The following is an 18,186-nucleotide window of genomic DNA, read 5'->3' as shown; positions in this document are numbered from 1 at the left end:
CGGGGCCCCAGCTTTCGCGGGGGTGACGGGCGGGGAGGGCCGCCGGCAACGGGAAATATAACCGCAAGGTTAGACAAGCCCGTACGGGCCCCTATATGAGCGGCGGGGGGCGGTAACGCTTTCCGCCGTTTTTTGTTTCCTGACACCTGAGTTACCGGGACGATACGCAGCATGGCATCCGCAGCCGACCAGATGGCTTCCAGCATCAGCCTGTCGAAATTCGCACAGGCGACCGACCTCAAGAAGCGGCTGTGGTTCACCATCGGCGCGCTGATCGTGTTCCGCCTGCTAAGCTACGTGCCGCTGCCGGGGATCGACCCGACCGCGTTGACCGAGCTCGCGAATCGCACCAGCGGCGGCGTGCTCGATTTCTTCAACGCCTTCTCGGGCGGCTCGCTCAAGCGCGCCAGCCTGATCGCTTTGGGCGTCACCCCCTACATCACCGCTTCGATCGTGGTGCAGCTCGCGACCTCGCTGTCGCCGACGCTTGCCGCGATCAAGAAGGAAGGCGAGAGCGGGCGCAAGAAGCTCAACCAGTACACCCGCTACGGCACCGTCGCGCTGACGATCATCCAGGGGTATTTCCTTACGCTCGGCTTCCAGAGCCAGGGCGTGGTGGTCGATCCGGGCCCGATGTTCATCGTCGGCTCGATCGTCAGCCTCGTCGGCGGCACGATGTTCCTGATGTGGATCGGCGAGCAGATTACCGCGCGCGGGATCGGCAACGGGATGTCGCTGATCATCATGGCGGGCATCGTCGCCAACCTGCCGACGACGCTCTACAATCTCGCCCAGGGCGGCCGCGCCGGTAACCTCAACGGCTTCACGATCATCGCGATCGCAGTCGCGGTTGCGGGCCTGATCCTGTTCATCTGCTTCATGGAGCGCGCACAGCGCCGCATCCTGATCCAGTATCCCAAGCGCCAGACGCAGCGCGGGATGCAGTCGGACCGCAGCCATCTGCCGCTCAAGATCAACACCGCGGGCGTGATCCCGCCGATCTTCGCCTCGTCGCTGCTGCTGATGCCGCTGACGGTGATGCAGCTCGCGGGCAAGCAGACCGCCGGCGCCAAGGAAACCTGGTACGGTGACCTGGTCATCACGCTCAACCAGTATCTCCAGCACGGCAGCCTGGTCTACATGCTGCTCTACGGCGCCGGCATCGTGTTCTTCTCGTTCTTCTACACCGCCGTGGTGTTCAATCCGGAAGAGACCGCCGACAATCTCAAGCGGCATGGCGGGTTCATCCCCGGTATCCGTCCCGGCAAGAACACCGAGAATTATTTCGACTATGTGCTGACGCGGATCACCGTGATCGGGGCCGGCTATCTCGCGATCATCTGCCTGTTGCCCGAATATCTCGTGTCGGCGCTGGCGATCCCGTTCTACCTGGGTGGCACTAGCCTCCTGATCGTGGTCAACGTAACGATGGATACGGTGACGCAGATCCAGAGCCATTTGCTTGCGCATCAATATGGCGATCTGATCAAGAAGGCGAAGCTGAAGGGCGGGCGTCTGCGCTGAGCGCGACGCCGCCGAAGAGCGGGTCGAAGAGGGGATTGTAGCGTGGATATCATTCTGTTGGGGCCTCCGGGCGCGGGCAAGGGCACCCAGGCGAGCCATCTCGAGGCGACGCGCGGGATGATCCAGCTCTCGACCGGTGACATGCTGCGTGCGGCGGTCAAGTCGGGCAGCCCGGTGGGCTTGCAGGCAAAGGCCGTGATGGAAGCGGGCGAGCTCGTCTCCGACGCGATCGTCTCGGGTATCATCGATGAGAAGCTTGCGTCGCTCGATCCCGCGCAGGGCGTGATCTTCGACGGCTATCCGCGGACCGCGGCGCAGGCCGAACAGCTCGATACGATCCTCGAAGGCCGCGGCCGCTCGCTCGACAAGGTGATCGAGCTCGAGGTCAACGAGGACAAGCTGGTCGCGCGGATCGTCGGCCGGTACACCTGCGCGGTGTGCGGTGCGGGTTATCACGACCATTTCAAGCAGCCCAAGGTCGCCGAGACTTGCGACGTCTGCGGCAGCCACGACTTCAAGCGTCGTCCCGACGACAATGAAGACACCGTTCGCACGCGCATGGCCGAATATCGCGCCAAGACCGAGCCGATCATCCCGATCTACCAAGCACGCGGCCTGCTCGCGCGCGTCGACGGCATGGGCGAAATCGGTGCCGTGACGCACGCGATCGAAGCGATCCTCGACGCCGCCTGACCGCGGCGACCGCTTCGGTCCCCGATTCATTCCAAATGACGATTTCGTCACCTCGCCGTCACCGCCGTGGCAGCCGCGCGGCGCCATACGGTGTGCATCGCCGAGTGCATGCGGCGGGAAGATTTGACGAGATCGGCACTCGCACTCCCGGGAGTGTCGTTGGCTGGCGGAAGGCTTGCTTTCCGCCAGCCTCATTTCATTCTAGGCACGAGGAAACCGCCCGGAATGCCACCTATGTCGCGTAAAATCCTGATCGTCGAAGACGATGCCTCGACCGCCGCCTATCTCGCCAAGGGGTTGGGGGAGGCGGGCTATGTCGTGCAGACCTGCGGCGATGGTCGCGACGGGCTGTTCTTGGCGAGCGAAGGCATTTTCGACCTGATCGTGGCGGATCGCATGCTGCCCGGCCTCAACGGGCTGGCGATGCTCGGCGCGATCCGCGCCGCAGGCGTCGCGACCCCCGCCTTGATCCTCTCTGCGCTCGGCACCGTCGATGACCGTATCGATGGGCTGAACGCCGGCGCCGACGATTATCTCGTCAAACCCTTCTCGTTCGCCGAGCTGACCGCGCGGATCGACGCGATCTTCCGGCGTGTCGACCGCGGCGGCGCCGAGGGGCAGCCGACCAAGCTGTCGGTTGGGGACCTCGAGATCGACTTGCTCGCGCGCAGCGTCGTCCGGCAGGGGCGAACGATTGCGCTTGGCGCGCGCGAGTTCAACTTGCTCGAATATCTCGCGCGCCACGCCGGGCAGGTGGTGACGCGCACGATGATGCTCGAGAAGATCTGGAACTATCATTTCGACCCGGGATCGAACGTCGTCGACGTCCATATCGGGCGGTTGCGGCGCAAGCTCGAGGAAGGCTTTAGCGCGCCGATCCTGCATACCGTGCGCGGCGCGGGGTATCGGTTGTCGACCGAGCCTTGATCCGGCTTTCGGTCACCGCGCGGATCGCGCTGCTCGCGATCGGGCTGGCGCTGATCTCGAACCTCGTGCTCGTCGGGTTCGTGTGGAAGCTCGTCCATGACGACGCGATCGACGCGGTGCGGCGCGATACGATCGAGGAATCGGATGCGCTGGTCGCGGTCTATCGCACGGGCGGCCTGCCGGCGCTCGTGCGCGCGATCGAGGATGCGCAGGCGCCGAGCGATCCGACCAGGATCGTGATGGTGGTCGCCGCCGACGGTCGTCGGCTGGCGCAGGTCGGCCCCGCGATCGGGCATGTCGGGCGGGCACCTTCGATCGGTTTCCATATTGGGCAAGTCGGCGATTCGATGCCGTGGTCCGAACGCGAGGCCGGTTACGCCGTGCGCCAGATCGGGCCCAATCGGCTGGTCAGCGGGCATCTGCTCGACGATTGGGAGGCCGAACAGCGCGGCATCGAACGCGCGCTGGCCGCCGCGACGCTGCTGTCGCTCGCGCTGGGCGTCGGGGGCGGTCTCGTCGTCACGCGCTATGTCGGGCAGCGGCTCAACCGCGTCACCGACGTGATCGAGGGCGTCGCCGAGGGCGATCTGTCGCGCCGCGTTCCCAATGCGGCGAGTGGCGGGGACGCGTTCGACCGGCTCGCGCTGCGGCTCAACGCGATGCTCGACAAGACCGAACGGCTGATGACCGAATTGCGGATCGTCACCGACGGGCTCGCGCACGATCTCCGCTCGCCGCTCGCGCGGCTGCGCGCAAAGGCCGAGGCGGCGGTGTTGCAGGCCGACCCGGCGCAGCGCGAGGCGGCGATGGGCGGGCTGTTGATCGAGACCGACCTCGTGATGCGGATGCTGTCGACGATGATCGAGATTACGCGGGCCGAATCGGTGCCGCGCGACCGGCTCGCGCCGATCGATCCCGCCGCGTTGATGGAAGAAATCGCCGAATTGTACGCGCCAGTCGTCGAGGATGCAGGGATGCGCTTCGAGGCGGTGATCGAATCCGGCGCGCCACGCATCGTGCTGCACCGCGAATTGATGACGCAAGCGCTCGCCAATCTGATCGACAATGCGCTGCGCCACGCCGGAGCGGGCGGGGCGATCACCTTGCGGCTGGCGATCGCGGGGGGCGAGGCGCGCTTCCAGGTCGAGGATCGCGGACCCGGCATCGCCGAGGCAGACCGCGCGCAAGCGCTGCGTCGGTTCGGTCGACTCGACAGTGCGCGCAGTTTGCCGGGGGCGGGGTTGGGGATGGCGCTGGTCGAGGCGGTCGCGCGGTTGCACGACGGGCGGATCGCGCTCGGCGACAATGCGCCGGGTCTGGTCGCAGCAATCGTCGTGCCGGTGACGTTGTGATAACGGGCGGTTTTTGGTAAGAACGGCCATGGGTGCCGAGCAAGCCATTCGAGCCGCCGATGCTTCCGTGGAGGATGGCGATCCTGTTCGTCATCTGATCACCGTCGATGAATTTCTGATCTTGGACGAAGCGGGGGCTTTCGAAAATGTCGGACGCGTGCAGCTCATCGATGGTGAGATCTTCGTCATGAACGCGGTTCATCGCCCGCACGCCAAAGCGCAGCTCCGCATTCTGGTCGCAGTCGATGAGGCGGTTCGCGCCCTCGATACGAATCTGACAGCGTACGCTCCGGTATCGACCCACCTCGACGATCACAGCCTGCCCGAGCCTGATGTCGTCGTAGCAACGGTCGAAGACGATCGCTTCGTCTCGCGCGACTCGGTCCGGCTTGCGGTCGAAGTGTCGAGCAGTTCGCTGCAGTTCGACCTCGGACGAAAGGCCCGCCTGTATGCGCGGACGGGTGTACCCGAATATTGGGTCGTCGATGTCGTCGCTCGAAAGATTATCCGAATGGCGGGCCCGGAAAACGAAACCTACGCGCAGCGCGACGAGTTTGCATGGGGCGCTCCCGTGCCGTTTGCGACCATCCCCGATCTGCTCGTCGACACTACAGCGCTCGCTTGACAGCACCCGAGTCGGGGCTTACCGAGCCTCTATTCCGAAACACCGGTCTCCGGCGGCGCTGTTTGCGTGCGCCGGTGTCGTGCGTTACGGTATTCAACGCGTCGAGATGGGGTCTGCAGCCATGCAGCCCCGTGGAGCAGGAGAAAAAGTTCATGGCACGTATCGCCGGGGTCAACATCCCGACCAACAAGCGCGTCGTTATTGCGCTCACCTACATTCATGGCATTGGCAACACCAAGGCCAAGGAAATCGTCACCAAGCTGAACATCCCGATGACGGCGCGTGTGCAGGACCTGACCGATCAGGAAGTGCTCCACATCCGTGAGGCGATCGACGCTGACTACACCGTCGAAGGCGATCTGCGTCGCCAGGTTGCGATGAACATCAAGCGCCTGATGGATCTCGCCTGCTATCGCGGCCTGCGCCATCGCAAGGGCCTGCCGGTTCGTGGCCAGCGCACGCATACCAATGCGCGCACCCGCAAGGGCAAGGCTAAGCCGATCGCCGGTAAGAAGAAGTGAGCTTGAGCCGCGGGTGACCGCGGCTCGCTCCTCGTTCAGGATTTAGGATTTCAAAATGGCACGTGAACCACAGCGCATTAAGCGGCGCGAGCGCAAGAACATCACCTCGGGCGTCGCCCATGTGAACGCAAGCTTCAACAACACCATGATCACGATCACCGATGCCCAGGGCAACGCGATCTCGTGGTCGTCGGCCGGCGCAATGGGCTTCAAGGGCTCGCGCAAGTCGACTCCGTACGCAGCGCAGGTCGCTGCCGAAGACGCCGGCAAGAAGGCTGCCGAGCACGGCGTCCGTACGCTCGAAGTCGAAGTGAAGGGCCCGGGTTCGGGCCGTGAGTCGGCGCTTCGCGCGCTGCAGGCGGTCGGTTTCCAGATCACTTCGATCCGCGACGTGACTTCGATCCCGCACAACGGCGTGCGTCCTTCGAAGCGTCGTCGCGTCTGATTTCTCTCGGGCGTGCGCGGTTGATCGCGCTGCACGCCCGGGATTCGTAATTGGTCGGCATTGCGCAGTGCCGACCCAAAACCAAGGGATAGCCTATGTCCGTCAATGCAAAGAACTGGCAGGAACTGAAGAAGCCGTCCGGCCTCGAGAAGAAGTCCGGTGATGGCAAGCGCAAGGCAACCTTCGTCGCCGAGCCGCTGGAGCGTGGTTTCGGCCTGACGCTCGGCAACGCGCTGCGTCGCGTTCTGCTGTCGTCGCTGCAGGGGGCAGCGGTCACCTCGATCAAGATCGAGAACGTGCTGCACGAATTCTCGTCGCTTGCCGGCGTTCGCGAAGACGTGACCGATATCGTGCTCAACGTGAAGCAGATCGCTTTGCGCATGCAAGGCGAAGGGCCCAAGCGCCTCCAGCTCTCGGCAACGGGTCCAGGTGCGGTCACGGCTGGCGACATCGCGGTGACGGGCGACATCGAAGTGATGAACCCCAAGCTGGTGCTGTGCCACCTCGACGAGGGCGCGACGCTCAACATGGAATTCACCGCTGACGTCGGCAAGGGCTATGTCGCTGCCGTCGCCAACCGTCCGGCCGATGCGCCGATCGGCCTGATCCCGGTCGACGCGCTGTATTCGCCGGTCAAGCAGGTGAGCTACAAGGTCGAGAACACCCGCGTCGGGCAGGAGCTCGATTACGACAAGCTCACGCTGACGATCGAGACCGACGGCACGATCACGCCTGAGGACGCCGTTGGTTACGCAGGACGCATCCTGCAGGACCAGCTCGCGCTGTTCGTCCACTTCGACGATTCGTCGGTGACGCGTTCGGCTCCGATCGGTCACGCTGCTCCGGCGGCTGCGGCTGGCGAAGTGTCGGGCGACACGCAGCAGATCAACCGCTATTTGCTCAAGAAGGTCGACGAGCTCGAGCTTTCGGTGCGCAGCGCCAACTGCCTCAAGAACGACAACATCATCTATATCGGCGATCTGGTCCAGAAGACTGAAGCCGAGATGCTGCGCACGCCGAACTTCGGCCGCAAGTCGCTCAACGAGATCAAGGAAGTGCTGTCTTCGATGGGGCTCCGCCTCGGGATGGAAATCCCGGGTTGGCCGCCTGAGAACATCGAAGAGATGGCGAAGAAGCTCGAGCAGGAAATCATGGGCTGAGCCGCACAGGATTAGCGCACGCTAATTCTGAGACGGCGTAAGCCCGGCCGGCGTCGCTTGCGACGTCCGACGACGCGGTTTCGCCGCGGCGGGCGCGAGTAGAAGAAGACCCTCACCCAACCCTCTCCCATGAAGAATGGGAGAGGGCTACGGTCAGCAAGACGGCGATAGGTGGCGGCCATAACGGTCACCTGGTCTGGGGTACCTCACACGGCCCCCTAACGAACGAAGGAAATCACCATGCGTCATCGCGTAGGCGGTCGTAAACTGCAGCGTACCTCGGCACATCGCATTGCGTTGTTCCGCAACATGTCCGCTGCCCTTATCAAGCACGAGCAGATCACCACCACCGTCGCCAAGGCGAAGGAACTGCGCCCGTACATCGAGAAGCTGATCACGCTCGGCAAGAAGGGTGGTCTCAGCAACCGCCGCCTGGCGCACGCACGGCTGCTCGACGACGCGCAGCTGATCAAGCTGTTCGACGTTCTGGCGACGCGCTATGCCGATCGCAACGGCGGTTACACCCGCGTGATCAAGGCCGGCATCCGTATGTCGGACGCGTCGCCGATGGCGGTCATCGAATTCGTCGACCGCGACGTAAGCGCCAAGGGCCAGGATTCGGGCCCGGTGATCGTCGACGGCGAGTATGACGAGGCCGCATAAGCCTTAGTTGCTTTGCAGGTTGAGAAAGGAGTCGCGCTCGGTAGAGTGCGGCTCCTTTTTCCGTTTCGGAGCCCTACATGCGCTTGACCCTGCCGCTGATCGCTCTCGTTCTCGCGGCCCCCGTGCAACTACAGGCCCAGACCATGCAATATCCCGAGACCCGCCGTGTACCACAGGTCGACGAACAGTTCGGCGTCAAGGTCGCCGATCCGTATCGCTGGCTCGAGAACGACGTCCGCACCGATGCCGAGGTGGCGAAGTGGGTCGCCGACGAGAATGCCGTCACCAACGCCTATCTGGCGACGCTGCCGGGTCGCGACGTCTTTGCCGCACGGTTGAAGCAGCTGCTCGATTACGAGCGGTTCGGCGTGCCGGTGAAGAAGGGCGGTCGCTATTTCTATACGCGCAATGCCGGGCTGCAGAATCAGGCGGTGCTCTATGTACGCGACAGCGTCGATGGGGCGGGCCGGGTGCTGGTCGATCCCAACGGCTGGTCGAAGGACGGCGCGACGGCGCTCGCCGAATGGACCCCGTCGGAAGACGGCCACAAGCTGCTCTACGCGGTGCAGGACGGCGGCACCGACTGGCGTACCGTAAAGGTGCTCGACGTCGCGAGCGGCGGCATCAGCGACCAGATCGACTGGGTGAAGTTCTCGAGCCTGTTATGGGCGAAGGATGGATCGGGCTTCTATTATTCGCGCTTCGCCGCACCCGCCCAGGGCGCCAAGTTCCAGGCGCTCAACGAGAACCAGCAGGTCTATTTCCATAAGCTCGGCACGCCGCAAAGCGCCGACTCGCTGATCTACGCAACCCCCGATCGGCCCAAGATGGGCCATGGCGCGATCGTGACCGACGACGGCAAATGGCTCGTCATCACGACGCATGAGGGCACCGACAATCGCTACGAGATCACCGTGATCGATCTCACCGCGCCCAAGCTCGCGCCGCGCACGATCTTCAAGGGGCTGCAGAACCAGTGGAGCTTCGCGGGCAATGTCGGCGGCAATTTCTACTGGCTGACCAACAAGGATGCGCCGCGACTGCGGATCGTCGCGACCAACCTCTACGCGCGCTCGGCCGAAGTGCCCGAGCATGAGGTGGTGCCACAGGGCAAGGACGTGCTCGACGGCGCGTCGATCGTCGGCGGCAAGCTGCTGCTGTCCTACCTCGCCGACGTGAAGAGCGAGGTCCGTCGCTACACGCTCGACGGCAAGCCCGATGGCGTCGTGCCGCTCCCCGGGATCGGCGATGTCGGCGGCTTTGGCGGCGACCCCGACGATCCCGAGACCTTCTACGCCTTCACCAGCTTTGCCACGCCGACGACGATCTATCGCTACGATGTCAGCACGGGCAAGGCGACGCCGTGGGCGGCGCCCAAGGTCGCGTTCGATCCGTCGCGCTATGCGGTCGAGCAGCGTTTCTATGCGTCGAAGGACGGCACCAAGGTCCCGATGTTCATCGTCAAACGCAAGGACGTGACGGGCCCCGCGCCGACGCTGCTCTATGCGTATGGCGGCTTCAACATCTCGGTGACGCCGGCGTTTTCGGCGACGCGGATCGCGTGGCTCGAGCAGGGTGGGGTGTTCGCGGTCGCCAACATCCGCGGCGGCGGCGAATATGGCAAGCCGTGGCATGACGGCGGCCGGCTCGCCAACAAGCAGAACGTGTTCGACGATTTCATCGCGGCGGGCGAGTATCTGAAGGCACAGCATATCACCGGCGCGGATCAGCTCGTCATCCAGGGTGGCTCGAACGGCGGTCTGCTGGTCGGGGCGGTGACCAACCAGCGGCCCGATCTGTTCGCGGCGGCGCTGCCGGCCGTCGGCGTGATGGACATGCTGCGCTTCGATCGCTTCACCGCAGGGCGCTATTGGGTCGACGATTATGGCTATCCGTCGAAGGAAGCCGATTTCAAGACGCTCTATGCCTATTCGCCGTACCACAATATCCGGCCGGGCAAGCCGTATCCGGCGATTTTGGCCGAGACGGCTGATACCGACGACCGTGTCGTGCCGGGGCATACGTTCAAATATACGGCCGCGCTGCAGGCGGCCGACCTGGGGCCGAAGCCGCGGCTGGTGCGGATCGAGACGCGCGCGGGGCATGGCTCTGGCAAGCCGACCGACAAGGTGATTGCCGAGACGGCGGACGCGTGGGCGTTTGCGGCGAAGTGGACCGGGTTGCAGGTGAAGCCGGTAGAATAGCGCGCAAGCCCCTCCCCTTTAGGGGAGGGGTTGGGGTGGGGAAGTACTGGGCGCGCGGGTGCCCGTTACAGCCCCACCCCCAGCCCCTCCCCTGAAGGGGAGGGGAGCTCTGTCGCGCCCGCGTTTTCGCGCCACACCAGCAACTGGTGCCCGTCATGCACCCCCACGACGCGCAGCTCGGTGCCCGCCGCTAGCTCGAGCGGCACATCGAACGGGTAATATTGCGCCCCCCAATGCGACTTCGCATCGGGGCCAGGCCGGTTCTCGTAATCGACGACCTCGTCGAGCTGCAGCCGGATCCACTGCACGATCCCGCCGATCGGTCCGCCCTGTGCGACGAGTGTCGCCGCACCGTGATGCGGCTCGCGCGCCGCCTCGCCGGTAAAGTCGAACGACAGCAACGCCGCCGGATCGCTTTGCAACGTCAGCGTCGCATCGCTCACCGCAACGTTGCGCGGCACTTGCGTCAGCGCGTTGAAGCCGCCGAGGTCGAAGCCCGCCACCATCGTCATCCGGTGCTCCTCCGCCGCCGACCAGCTGCCGAGCGCGATCATCACGTCGCCGCCCGCCGGGATCATCTGCCCGCCCGGCGCGAGCAGCCGCGTCGCGGCGTCGGCGAGCGTCTTGAGCACACCCTCGGCCAGCAGATTGTTCGACACGATCTCCGAGACGATCACGTCGGCGCGGCCTTCGAGATCGGATTCAACGTCGAGCTCGGTCGAATTGCCCGTCACCACGCGCACGCGATCGGCAAATCCGTTCGTCGCGACGATCTGTCGCGCCATGTCGGCGATCGCGGGATTTTCCTCGCATGCGACGACGCGCCCGGCGCCGGCGCGCGCTGCCATCATCGAGAGCAGGCCGCTCCCTGCGCCGATGTCGAGAACATGCGTGCCCGGCGTCACCGCGCGGCGGATCGCGGCGTCGAACGCGGCGTTGCGTGGTTCGTCGCGCAGCATGTTGAAATGCCAGCGCGGGACGCTCTGGCCGATCAGTTGCTGCGTCCGCGCGGCGACCTCGACATCGTCGGGCTCGTGCGTGCGCGCTTGCATCGCAAGCGGGTAGACGCGCCCACGCAGGCCGATCTTCGCAGCGAGCCCGGCAAGCCCTGCGAGCTTGCGCCCGTCCTCGCCGGCGGCAACGACCATCGGCTCGAATCCGGCGCGCGCTGCGGCTTTTAAATAGGTGTCGGTCATTTCGTCCCCAAAACTCTTCCCCCACGGCGCGCATCTGCTATCTGGCGGCATGACCCATCCGACAGACTCGATCCTCATCGTCGATTTCGGCAGCCAGGTAACGCAATTGATCGCGCGACGCGTGCGGGAAGCCGGCGTCTACAGCGAGATCGCTCCCTTCACCACCGCAGAAGCGGCCTTTGCGCGAATGGCGCCCAAGGGCGTGATTCTGTCGGGCAGCCCGGCCTCGGTGCTCGACGAGGGGAGCCCGCGCATTCCGCAGGCGATTCTCGACAGCGGCGTGCCGATCATGGGGATCTGCTACGGCCAGCAGGTGCTGATGCAGCAGCTCGGCGGCAACGTCACGCTCGGCGAAAGCGGCGAGTTCGGCCACGCGGTGATCGAGATTACCGACGACTGCGTCCTCTTCGACGGCGTGTGGAAGACGGGCGAGAAGCACACCGTCTGGATGAGCCACGGCGACAAGGTCAGCGCGCTCGCCCCCGGCTTCCGCCCGGTCGCGGTCAGCCCCGGCTCGCCGATCGCGGTCGTCGCCGACGATTCGCGCAAATATTACGCGACGCAGTTCCACATGGAAGTCGCGCACACTCCCGACGGCGCCAAGCTGATCGCCAATTTCGCGCGCCACGTCTGTGGCCTCACCGGCGACTGGACGATGGCCGAGTTCCGCGCCGCCAAGGTCGCCCAGATCCGCGCGCAGGTCGGCAGCGGCCGGGTGATCTGCGGTCTGTCGGGTGGCGTCGATTCGGCGGTAGCTGCCGTGCTGATCCACGAAGCGATCGGCGAGCAGCTGACGTGCGTGTTCGTCGACCACGGCCTGATGCGCACCGGCGAGGCCGAGCAGGTCGTCAGCCTGTTTCGAAACAGCTACAACATCCCGCTTGTCCATGTGAACGCCGAGGAGACCTTCCTCGCGGGCCTGGCGGGCGAGACCGACCCCGAGAAGAAGCGCAAGTTCATCGGCGGCGCGTTCATTGATCTGTTCGAGGAAGAGGCGCGCAAGGTCGGCGGTGCCGATTTCCTCGCGCAGGGGACGCTCTACCCCGACGTGATCGAGAGCGTCAGCTTCACTGGCGGCCCATCGGTGACGATCAAGAGCCACCACAATGTCGGCGGGCTGCCCGAGCGGATGAACATGCAGCTCGTCGAACCCTTGCGCGAGCTGTTCAAGGACGAAGTCCGCGCGCTCGGCATGGAGCTTGGCCTGCCGCAGGCGTTCGTCGGGCGGCATCCCTTCCCGGGGCCGGGTCTCGCGATCCGCATTCCAGGCGAAGTGACCAAGGAACGCTGCGACATCCTGCGCAAGGCTGATGCGATCTATCTCGAGGAGATCCGCGCGGCGGGGCTGTACGACACGATCTGGCAGGCGTTCGCGGTGCTGCTGCCGGTGCGCAGCGTCGGCGTGATGGGCGATGGGCGCACCTACGACAACGTGCTGGCTCTCCGCGCCGTCACCTCGACCGACGGCATGACCGCCGAGGCGTTCCAGTTCCCCGGCGACTTCCTGCCGCGCGTCGCGACGCGAATCGTCAACGAGGTCAAGGGCATCAACCGCGTGACCTACGACTATACGAGCAAGCCGCCCGGCACGATCGAGTGGGAATAAGTCCCCGCAGCTGAGGGGTTTTGACCGCGCGATCGTGTCGCGGTCCGGGGGGGAAGCATTTTGACCGGTCTGTTTCGCAAGAAGATCATTCTCCACGGCGACGACCAGCCGGTCGAGGAGCGCATGGCGCGCACGCTGTCGTGGCCGCATCTCGTCGCGCTGGGCGTCGGCGCGATCGTCGGCACCGGAATCCTGACGCTGATCGGCGTGGGCGCCGATCGCGCCGGGCCTGCCGTGCTTCTGAGCTTCGCGATCGCGGGCGCGATCTGCGCGTGTGCCGCGCTCTGCTATGCCGAGATGGCGACGATGATCCCAGCCTCGGGCAGTGCCTATACCTATAGCTATGCCGTGCTCGGCGAGGTGATCGCCTGGGTGGTCGGGTGGAGCCTGATCCTCGAATATTCGCTCGTCGTGTCGACCGTCGCGGTCGGCTGGTCGGGCTATGCGGTGGGCTTCCTCCATGGTCTCGGCATCGACCTGCCCGATTGGGCGACGCACGGGCCGAGCATCGGCGGCGCGTTCGGGATCAACCTGCCCGCGGTCTTCATCATCGCGGTCGTGGCAGGGCTGCTGACGCTCGGCACGCGTGAAAGCGCGCGGATCAATACCGTGCTCGTGCTGGTCAAGATCGTCACGCTGGCGCTGTTCGTTGCGGTCGCGCTGCCGCATTTCGATCCGGCGAACCTCCATCCGTTCGCGCCCTATGGCTATGGTAGCGTCGCGGGCGATGGCGGCGTGAAGTATGGCGTGATGGGTGCCGCGGCGATCATCTTCTTCGCCTTTTACGGCTTCGATGCGATCTCGACCGCCGCCGAGGAAACGCGCAATCCCGAGCGCGACCTGGCGATCGGCATCATCGGATCGATGGTCGCGTGCACCGCGATCTACATGATCGTCGCCGCGGTCGCGGTCGGCGCGGTGCATTTTTCGGTGTTCGGCAAGAGCAGCGAGCCGCTCGCGCTGATCCTGCGCCAGATCGGGCAGGGCGGCGTCGCGACGATCGTCGCCGCCGCTGCCGCGATCGCGCTGCCGACCGTGCTGCTCGGCTTTCTCTACGGGCAGAGCCGGATCTTCCTCGTCATGGCGCGCGACGGCTTCCTGCCGCCCGCACTCGCACGGCTTTCGACGCGCGGCACGCCGGCGCGGATTACGCTGGTGACGGCTGTGTTCGTCAGCGTCATTGCCGCGCTGACCCCGCTCGACGTGATCGCCAGCCTCGCCAACGCGGGTACGCTGTGCGCGTTCGTCGCGGTCGCGGCGTGCGTGCTCGTGCTGCGCCGGCGTGACCCCGCCGCACGACGGCCGTTCCGCACTCCGCTCGCCTGGGTGGTCGCACCGCTCGCGATCCTCGGCTGCGTCTATCTGTTCACCAGCCTGCAGGTGGTGACGCAAATCTCGTTCCTCGCGTGGAACGCGGTCGGGCTGGCGGTCTATTTCGCTTATGGTCGTGCGCGCGCTACCGTTGCGCAATAAGGCATAGTCAGCGCCGGGCGGCGCGTTTATGTCGCCGCCAAAGGGAGCTTCCACTATGTCCGCGACCAAGCAAGGCGGCTCGAACTTCGTCGTCATCGCGGCGCTTGCCGCCAACCTCGGCATCGCGGTGGCGAAATTCGTCGCAGCGGCGTTCACCGGATCGTCGTCGATGCTGACCGAGGGCTTCCACTCGGTCGTCGACAGCTTCAACCAAGTGCTGCTGCTGTATGGCCAGCACCGCGGCAAGCGCCCGCCCGACGAGGCGCATCCGTTCGGCTATGGCCGCGAACTCTATTTCTGGAGCTTCGTCGTCGCGATCCTGATCTTCGGAGTCGGTGCGGGCGTCTCGATCTATGAAGGCTGGGAGCATTACAAGCATCCTGAACCGCTGCGCGATCCGCTGGTCAATTATATCGTGCTCGGCGTGTCGTTCGCGCTCGAGGGCGGGTCCTGGTTCTTCGCGATCCGCGAATTCGCCGCAGCCAATCGCGGCGTCAATTGGTGGAAGGCGGTGCGCCGGTCGAAGGATCCAGCAGGCTTCATCGTGCTGTTCGAGGATTCGGCGGCGATTGGCGGGCTGATCGTCGCTGGTGCCGGCGTGTTCCTGAGCCATGCCTATGGCGATCCGCGGATCGATGGCATTGCCTCGATCGTCATCGGCGTGCTGCTCGGCGTCGTCGCCGCGCTGCTCGCGCGCGAGGCCAAGGGCCTGCTGATCGGCGAGGGCGCCGACCCCGAGATCGTCGCCAAGGTCCACGCGATCGTCGATCGCCGGCCTCAGATCACCGCGGTCAACCATGTCCGCTCGATCCATACCGCGCCCGAAAGCATCTTCCTCGCGATCAGCGCCGACTTCGAGGATTCGCTGACGATGGGCGAGGCGGAGTTGCTGATCGAGGACATCGAGACCGAATTGAAGGCGGCCGAGCCCAAATTGTCGTCGATCTATATTCGCCCCGAACGCAAGGAAGACGCCGCGCGGCTGCCGGCGGCGCCGACGGACTGAGGACTCAGCGCGGCGCCGGGACGATCTCGACTACGTCGAGCAGCGATTCGAAGCGGGGGCGTGGCAGCACGAGGCGCCAGCGTTGCTCGCCGATCCGTTCGACATACCCGGCGAGATCGCGATTGACGTCCTGGCCGTAATTGAGCGGCCGGGTTTCGTCGCCGATCACCATCGTGCCGAGGAACACCGCGCGCGACGAGGAGTCGGGAAAGAGCAAGCCGACCGGGCGCTGTGGCCCGGACACCTTGTAGAGGCTCGACACCGCGCCATCGCGGGTGACGTGGCAATCGACCTCGGGATAGATCGTGATGTTGTGCATCGCGGTGCCGTTGGCGCCGAGCTTGTAGACCCGGCAGTGATACGCGCCGGGCGGTGGCGTCGCACCGGGTAATGCGCGGTCTGGGTCGAACAGCAAGGGATCGGCCGTCAGCGTCCCGGCATTGACGCTCGCCGACGCCTTGGCGAGCGCGGCGATCCACGCCTGGCGCCAGCCGCGCAGCCGCTCGCGATCGTTGGGGGTGGCGACGCGGCGCCAATCGGTGGTGTCGTGCGAGACGCCGATCAACGAGCGGGGCTCGATCCGCACTTCGATCGTCTTGTGCGCCCCGGCGCCGCATTGGCCGAACAGCGCGAACGGCAGCGTACACAACGTCGATCCCAAACCCCGGGCAAATCTCTTCAAGGCGACCATTCTTTCATTGCGACCGGTATAGCGCGCACAACTAACCACGGCGGTGCTAGGTTGCCAACCACGCGCCGCCGCCGCCGAAAAGCCCGATCAGGCGGCGGTCCAGCCGCCGTCGACCGAGAGATTGGCGCCGGTGATCGATTTTGCCTCTTCGCGGCAGAGGAACAGCGCGAGCGCTGCGACTTGATCGACGGTCACGAACTCCTTGGTCGGCTGCGCTTCGAGCAGGACGTCGTTCATTACCTGCTCCTTGGTCATGCCGCGCGCCTTCATCGTGTCGGGAATCTGCGCCTCGACCAGCGGCGTCCAGACATAGCCGGGCGAGATGCAGTTCACGGTGATCCCATAGGTCGCGGTTTCCAGCGCGATCGTCTTGGTCAGGCCGGCGAGGCCGTGCTTGGCCATGACATAGGCCGATTTGTTGGGGCTCGCGACGAGACTGTGCGCCGACGCGGTCGAGATGATGCGGCCCCATTTCTTGGCCTTCATCAGCGGGATGGCGGCCTGCATCATGTACCAGGCCGAGTTGAGGTTGATCTTGATGATCGCCTCGAACTTGTCGGCGGGGAAGTCCTCGATTTTGGCGACGTGCTGGATGCCGGCATTGTTGACGATGATGTCGGGCCCGCCGAGCTCGGCATGGCAGCGCGCGACCATCGCGGCGATCTCTTCGGGCTTGGTCATGTCGGCGGCGTCGTACAACGCCTTCGCACCACTCGCCGCCTCGAGCTTGGCGCGCTCGGTCTCGATCGCGGCGGCATCGCCGAAGCCGTTGATGACGACGCTCGCCCCCTCGGCGGCGAACAGCTTGGCATATTCAAGCCCGATGCCCGAGGTCGAGCCGGTAACGATGGCGGTCTTGCCCTTGAGGAACATGCGTATCTCCGTTTCGGTCAGGGTAGGGGCGTGCGGTGTACGGTCAAATCGAACGCGGCGCTCTTGCCGGTCTCGATATTCTCGGCGACGAGTTGCGCATGCGCCATCGTCTCGGCGACGGCTTCCTGCCCCGCCTCCCAATGTTCGCGCATCGTGCGGGCGGAAAACTCGAAATCGCGTCTGCCGCCCTCCCACGCATTGGCGCGGTAGATCAGGTGGACGAGATTGACCGGGTCCTCGTTCGATCGGTTGCGCAGCGCGACGACGTCGGGATCGTCGGCGAGTTCGGGCGGCAGCTTGGCGAGCACCTTGCGCGCGAGTTCGCGATCCTTGCGGACCTTCATCACTTGATCGGACACTTGCCGCGTCCGGCTCGAAAAGCGGATTTCCTTCTCGCGCGCCATCACGTCCATGATCGTGCGCGGGCGCTCGGTCGCGGCGGAGAAGAGATCGACCTGGAAGGCGAGCAATGCGCCGTCCTGATGATCGAGCACGTGCGTCAGCGGCGTGTTCGAGACGAGCCCGCCGTCCCACCACAGCCGCCCGTCGATTTCGACCGGCGGCAGGCCAGGCGGGAGCGCCCCCGACGCCATGATATGGCGCGCGTCGATCACGGTCTCGGTCGTGTCGAAATAGCTGAAATTGCCGCTCTCGACATCGACCGCGCCGACCGAGAGGCGGACCGGGCCATGGTTGAGCAGATCCCAATCGACCAGCGCGTCGAGCAAATCCTTGAGCGGCGCGGTGTCGTAGAAGCTCATCGCGCCGGGCGTGCCGGGCGCCGCGAACATCGGCGAGACAAGCCGCGGCTTGAAGAAGCCCGGCACGCCCGCCGCAAGCACGAAGCCCGCCGACCATTCGTGGAGGAATTCGCGGATCCGGTCGTCGGGGAAGATCGGGAAACTGGGCAAGGCCGAGGTGACCGTGTCCCAGAAGATATTCAGCCGCTCGACCCGCCGCTCGGGCGGATTGCCCGCGACGATCGCGGCGTTGATCGCGCCGATCGAGATGCCGGCAACCCAGTCGATCTCGATTCCGCTCGCCGCCAGCCCCTCGATCACGCCCGCCTGATAACTGCCCAGCGCGCCGCCGCCCTGCAGCACCAGCGCGACGCAATCGGGCAAGGGAAGGGCCTTCGCGCGACGTTTCGGCCGGGTCGGAGCTGCATCTGCCATGCGTCCGACATGCGCGTGTTGCCGGAGCGGATCAACGACAGTTTGATGAAAG

General features: G+C 65.3%; 17 protein-coding genes. 13 read left to right on the top strand and 4 right to left on the bottom strand.

Annotated elements, in window-relative coordinates:
- Window positions 1-171: 171 nt before the first annotated feature.
- The 10 genes from secY to IE187_RS05040 all read left to right on the top strand — a co-directional run bounded on the left by secY (window position 172) and on the right by IE187_RS05040 (window position 10,114).
- Window positions 172-1,524 carry a preprotein translocase subunit SecY gene (gene secY / locus IE187_RS05085; RefSeq protein ID WP_133189623.1) on the top strand — a complete coding sequence of 451 codons (1,353 nt, stop codon included), beginning with the start codon at window positions 172-174 and terminating at the stop codon, window positions 1,522-1,524.
- A 42-nt stretch (window positions 1,525-1,566) separates the two neighbouring features.
- The gene (locus IE187_RS05080; RefSeq protein WP_189675329.1) at window positions 1,567-2,217 is read left to right on the top strand and encodes an adenylate kinase; all 651 of its coding nucleotides are present in this window, start codon (window positions 1,567-1,569) and stop codon (window positions 2,215-2,217) included.
- A 234-nt stretch (window positions 2,218-2,451) separates the two neighbouring features.
- Window positions 2,452-3,144, top strand: coding sequence for a response regulator transcription factor (locus IE187_RS05075; RefSeq protein WP_189675328.1), 693 nt, complete (start codon window positions 2,452-2,454; stop codon window positions 3,142-3,144).
- A complete protein-coding gene (locus tag IE187_RS05070; protein ID WP_189675327.1) occupies window positions 3,141-4,496 on the top strand; it encodes a sensor histidine kinase in 1,356 nt (451 codons plus the stop codon). Before IE187_RS05075 ends, IE187_RS05070 begins: the two co-directional genes overlap by 4 nt.
- Before the next feature lie 28 nt (window positions 4,497-4,524).
- The gene (locus IE187_RS05065; protein WP_189675326.1) at window positions 4,525-5,121 is read left to right on the top strand and encodes a Uma2 family endonuclease; all 597 of its coding nucleotides are present in this window, start codon (window positions 4,525-4,527) and stop codon (window positions 5,119-5,121) included.
- Between the two features lie 152 nt (window positions 5,122-5,273).
- Entirely contained in the window at window positions 5,274-5,642 is a 369-nt protein-coding gene (gene rpsM, locus IE187_RS05060) for a 30S ribosomal protein S13 (protein WP_010185518.1), read from the top strand.
- Window positions 5,643-5,697: 55 nt separating this feature from the next.
- Complete coding sequence (gene rpsK, locus IE187_RS05055) at window positions 5,698-6,087, top strand: 30S ribosomal protein S11 (protein ID WP_010164557.1); 390 nt, start codon at window positions 5,698-5,700, stop codon at window positions 6,085-6,087.
- A gap of 95 nt (window positions 6,088-6,182) precedes the next feature.
- Window positions 6,183-7,247, top strand: a complete 1,065-nt coding sequence (locus IE187_RS05050) for a DNA-directed RNA polymerase subunit alpha (protein WP_133189613.1) — start codon at window positions 6,183-6,185, stop codon at window positions 7,245-7,247.
- A gap of 240 nt (window positions 7,248-7,487) precedes the next feature.
- Complete coding sequence (gene rplQ, locus IE187_RS05045) at window positions 7,488-7,910, top strand: 50S ribosomal protein L17 (RefSeq protein WP_133189611.1); 423 nt, start codon at window positions 7,488-7,490, stop codon at window positions 7,908-7,910.
- Window positions 7,911-7,987: 77 nt separating this feature from the next.
- Window positions 7,988-10,114: a prolyl oligopeptidase family serine peptidase gene (locus IE187_RS05040; RefSeq protein ID WP_189675325.1), complete on the top strand. Its 2,127-nt coding sequence runs from the start codon at window positions 7,988-7,990 to the stop codon at window positions 10,112-10,114.
- 65 nt (window positions 10,115-10,179) lie between these two features.
- On the opposite strand, the gene IE187_RS05035 is transcribed toward IE187_RS05040, so the two are convergent.
- Window positions 10,180-11,310 (bottom strand): class I SAM-dependent methyltransferase, encoded by a 1,131-nt coding sequence (locus IE187_RS05035; RefSeq protein ID WP_189675324.1) that lies wholly within the window; start codon window positions 11,308-11,310, stop codon window positions 10,180-10,182.
- Between the two features lie 49 nt (window positions 11,311-11,359).
- Here IE187_RS05035 and guaA point away from each other — a divergent pair, with 49 nt between their 5' ends.
- The 3 genes from guaA to IE187_RS05020 all read left to right on the top strand — a co-directional run bounded on the left by guaA (window position 11,360) and on the right by IE187_RS05020 (window position 15,395).
- Entirely contained in the window at window positions 11,360-12,916 is a 1,557-nt protein-coding gene (gene guaA, locus IE187_RS05030; RefSeq protein WP_189675323.1) for a glutamine-hydrolyzing GMP synthase, read from the top strand.
- 123 nt (window positions 12,917-13,039) lie between these two features.
- Window positions 13,040-14,389 (top strand): amino acid permease, encoded by a 1,350-nt coding sequence (locus IE187_RS05025; protein ID WP_229839270.1) that lies wholly within the window; start codon window positions 13,040-13,042, stop codon window positions 14,387-14,389.
- A 55-nt stretch (window positions 14,390-14,444) separates the two neighbouring features.
- Window positions 14,445-15,395 (top strand): cation diffusion facilitator family transporter, encoded by a 951-nt coding sequence (locus tag IE187_RS05020; RefSeq protein WP_133189601.1) that lies wholly within the window; start codon window positions 14,445-14,447, stop codon window positions 15,393-15,395.
- Window positions 15,396-15,399: 4 nt separating this feature from the next.
- Here the strand turns inward: IE187_RS05020 and IE187_RS05015 are convergent, their stop codons facing one another.
- From IE187_RS05015 to IE187_RS05005, 3 genes are all read right to left on the bottom strand, one after another.
- Window positions 15,400-16,077, bottom strand: coding sequence for a DUF4893 domain-containing protein (locus IE187_RS05015; protein ID WP_229839233.1), 678 nt, complete (start codon window positions 16,075-16,077; stop codon window positions 15,400-15,402).
- A gap of 96 nt (window positions 16,078-16,173) precedes the next feature.
- Window positions 16,174-16,959, bottom strand: a complete 786-nt coding sequence (locus IE187_RS05010; RefSeq protein ID WP_189675322.1) for a 3-hydroxybutyrate dehydrogenase — start codon at window positions 16,957-16,959, stop codon at window positions 16,174-16,176.
- 17 nt (window positions 16,960-16,976) lie between these two features.
- The gene (locus IE187_RS05005) at window positions 16,977-18,134 is read right to left on the bottom strand and encodes a patatin-like phospholipase family protein (RefSeq protein WP_189675321.1); all 1,158 of its coding nucleotides are present in this window, start codon (window positions 18,132-18,134) and stop codon (window positions 16,977-16,979) included.
- Window positions 18,135-18,186: the final 52 nt, after the last annotated feature.

The sequence above is a fragment of the Sphingomonas glacialis genome (genome assembly GCF_014653575.1).
GTDB lineage: Bacteria > Pseudomonadota > Alphaproteobacteria > Sphingomonadales > Sphingomonadaceae > Sphingomonas > Sphingomonas glacialis.
This window is presented reverse-complemented; position numbering and strand designations above follow the sequence as displayed.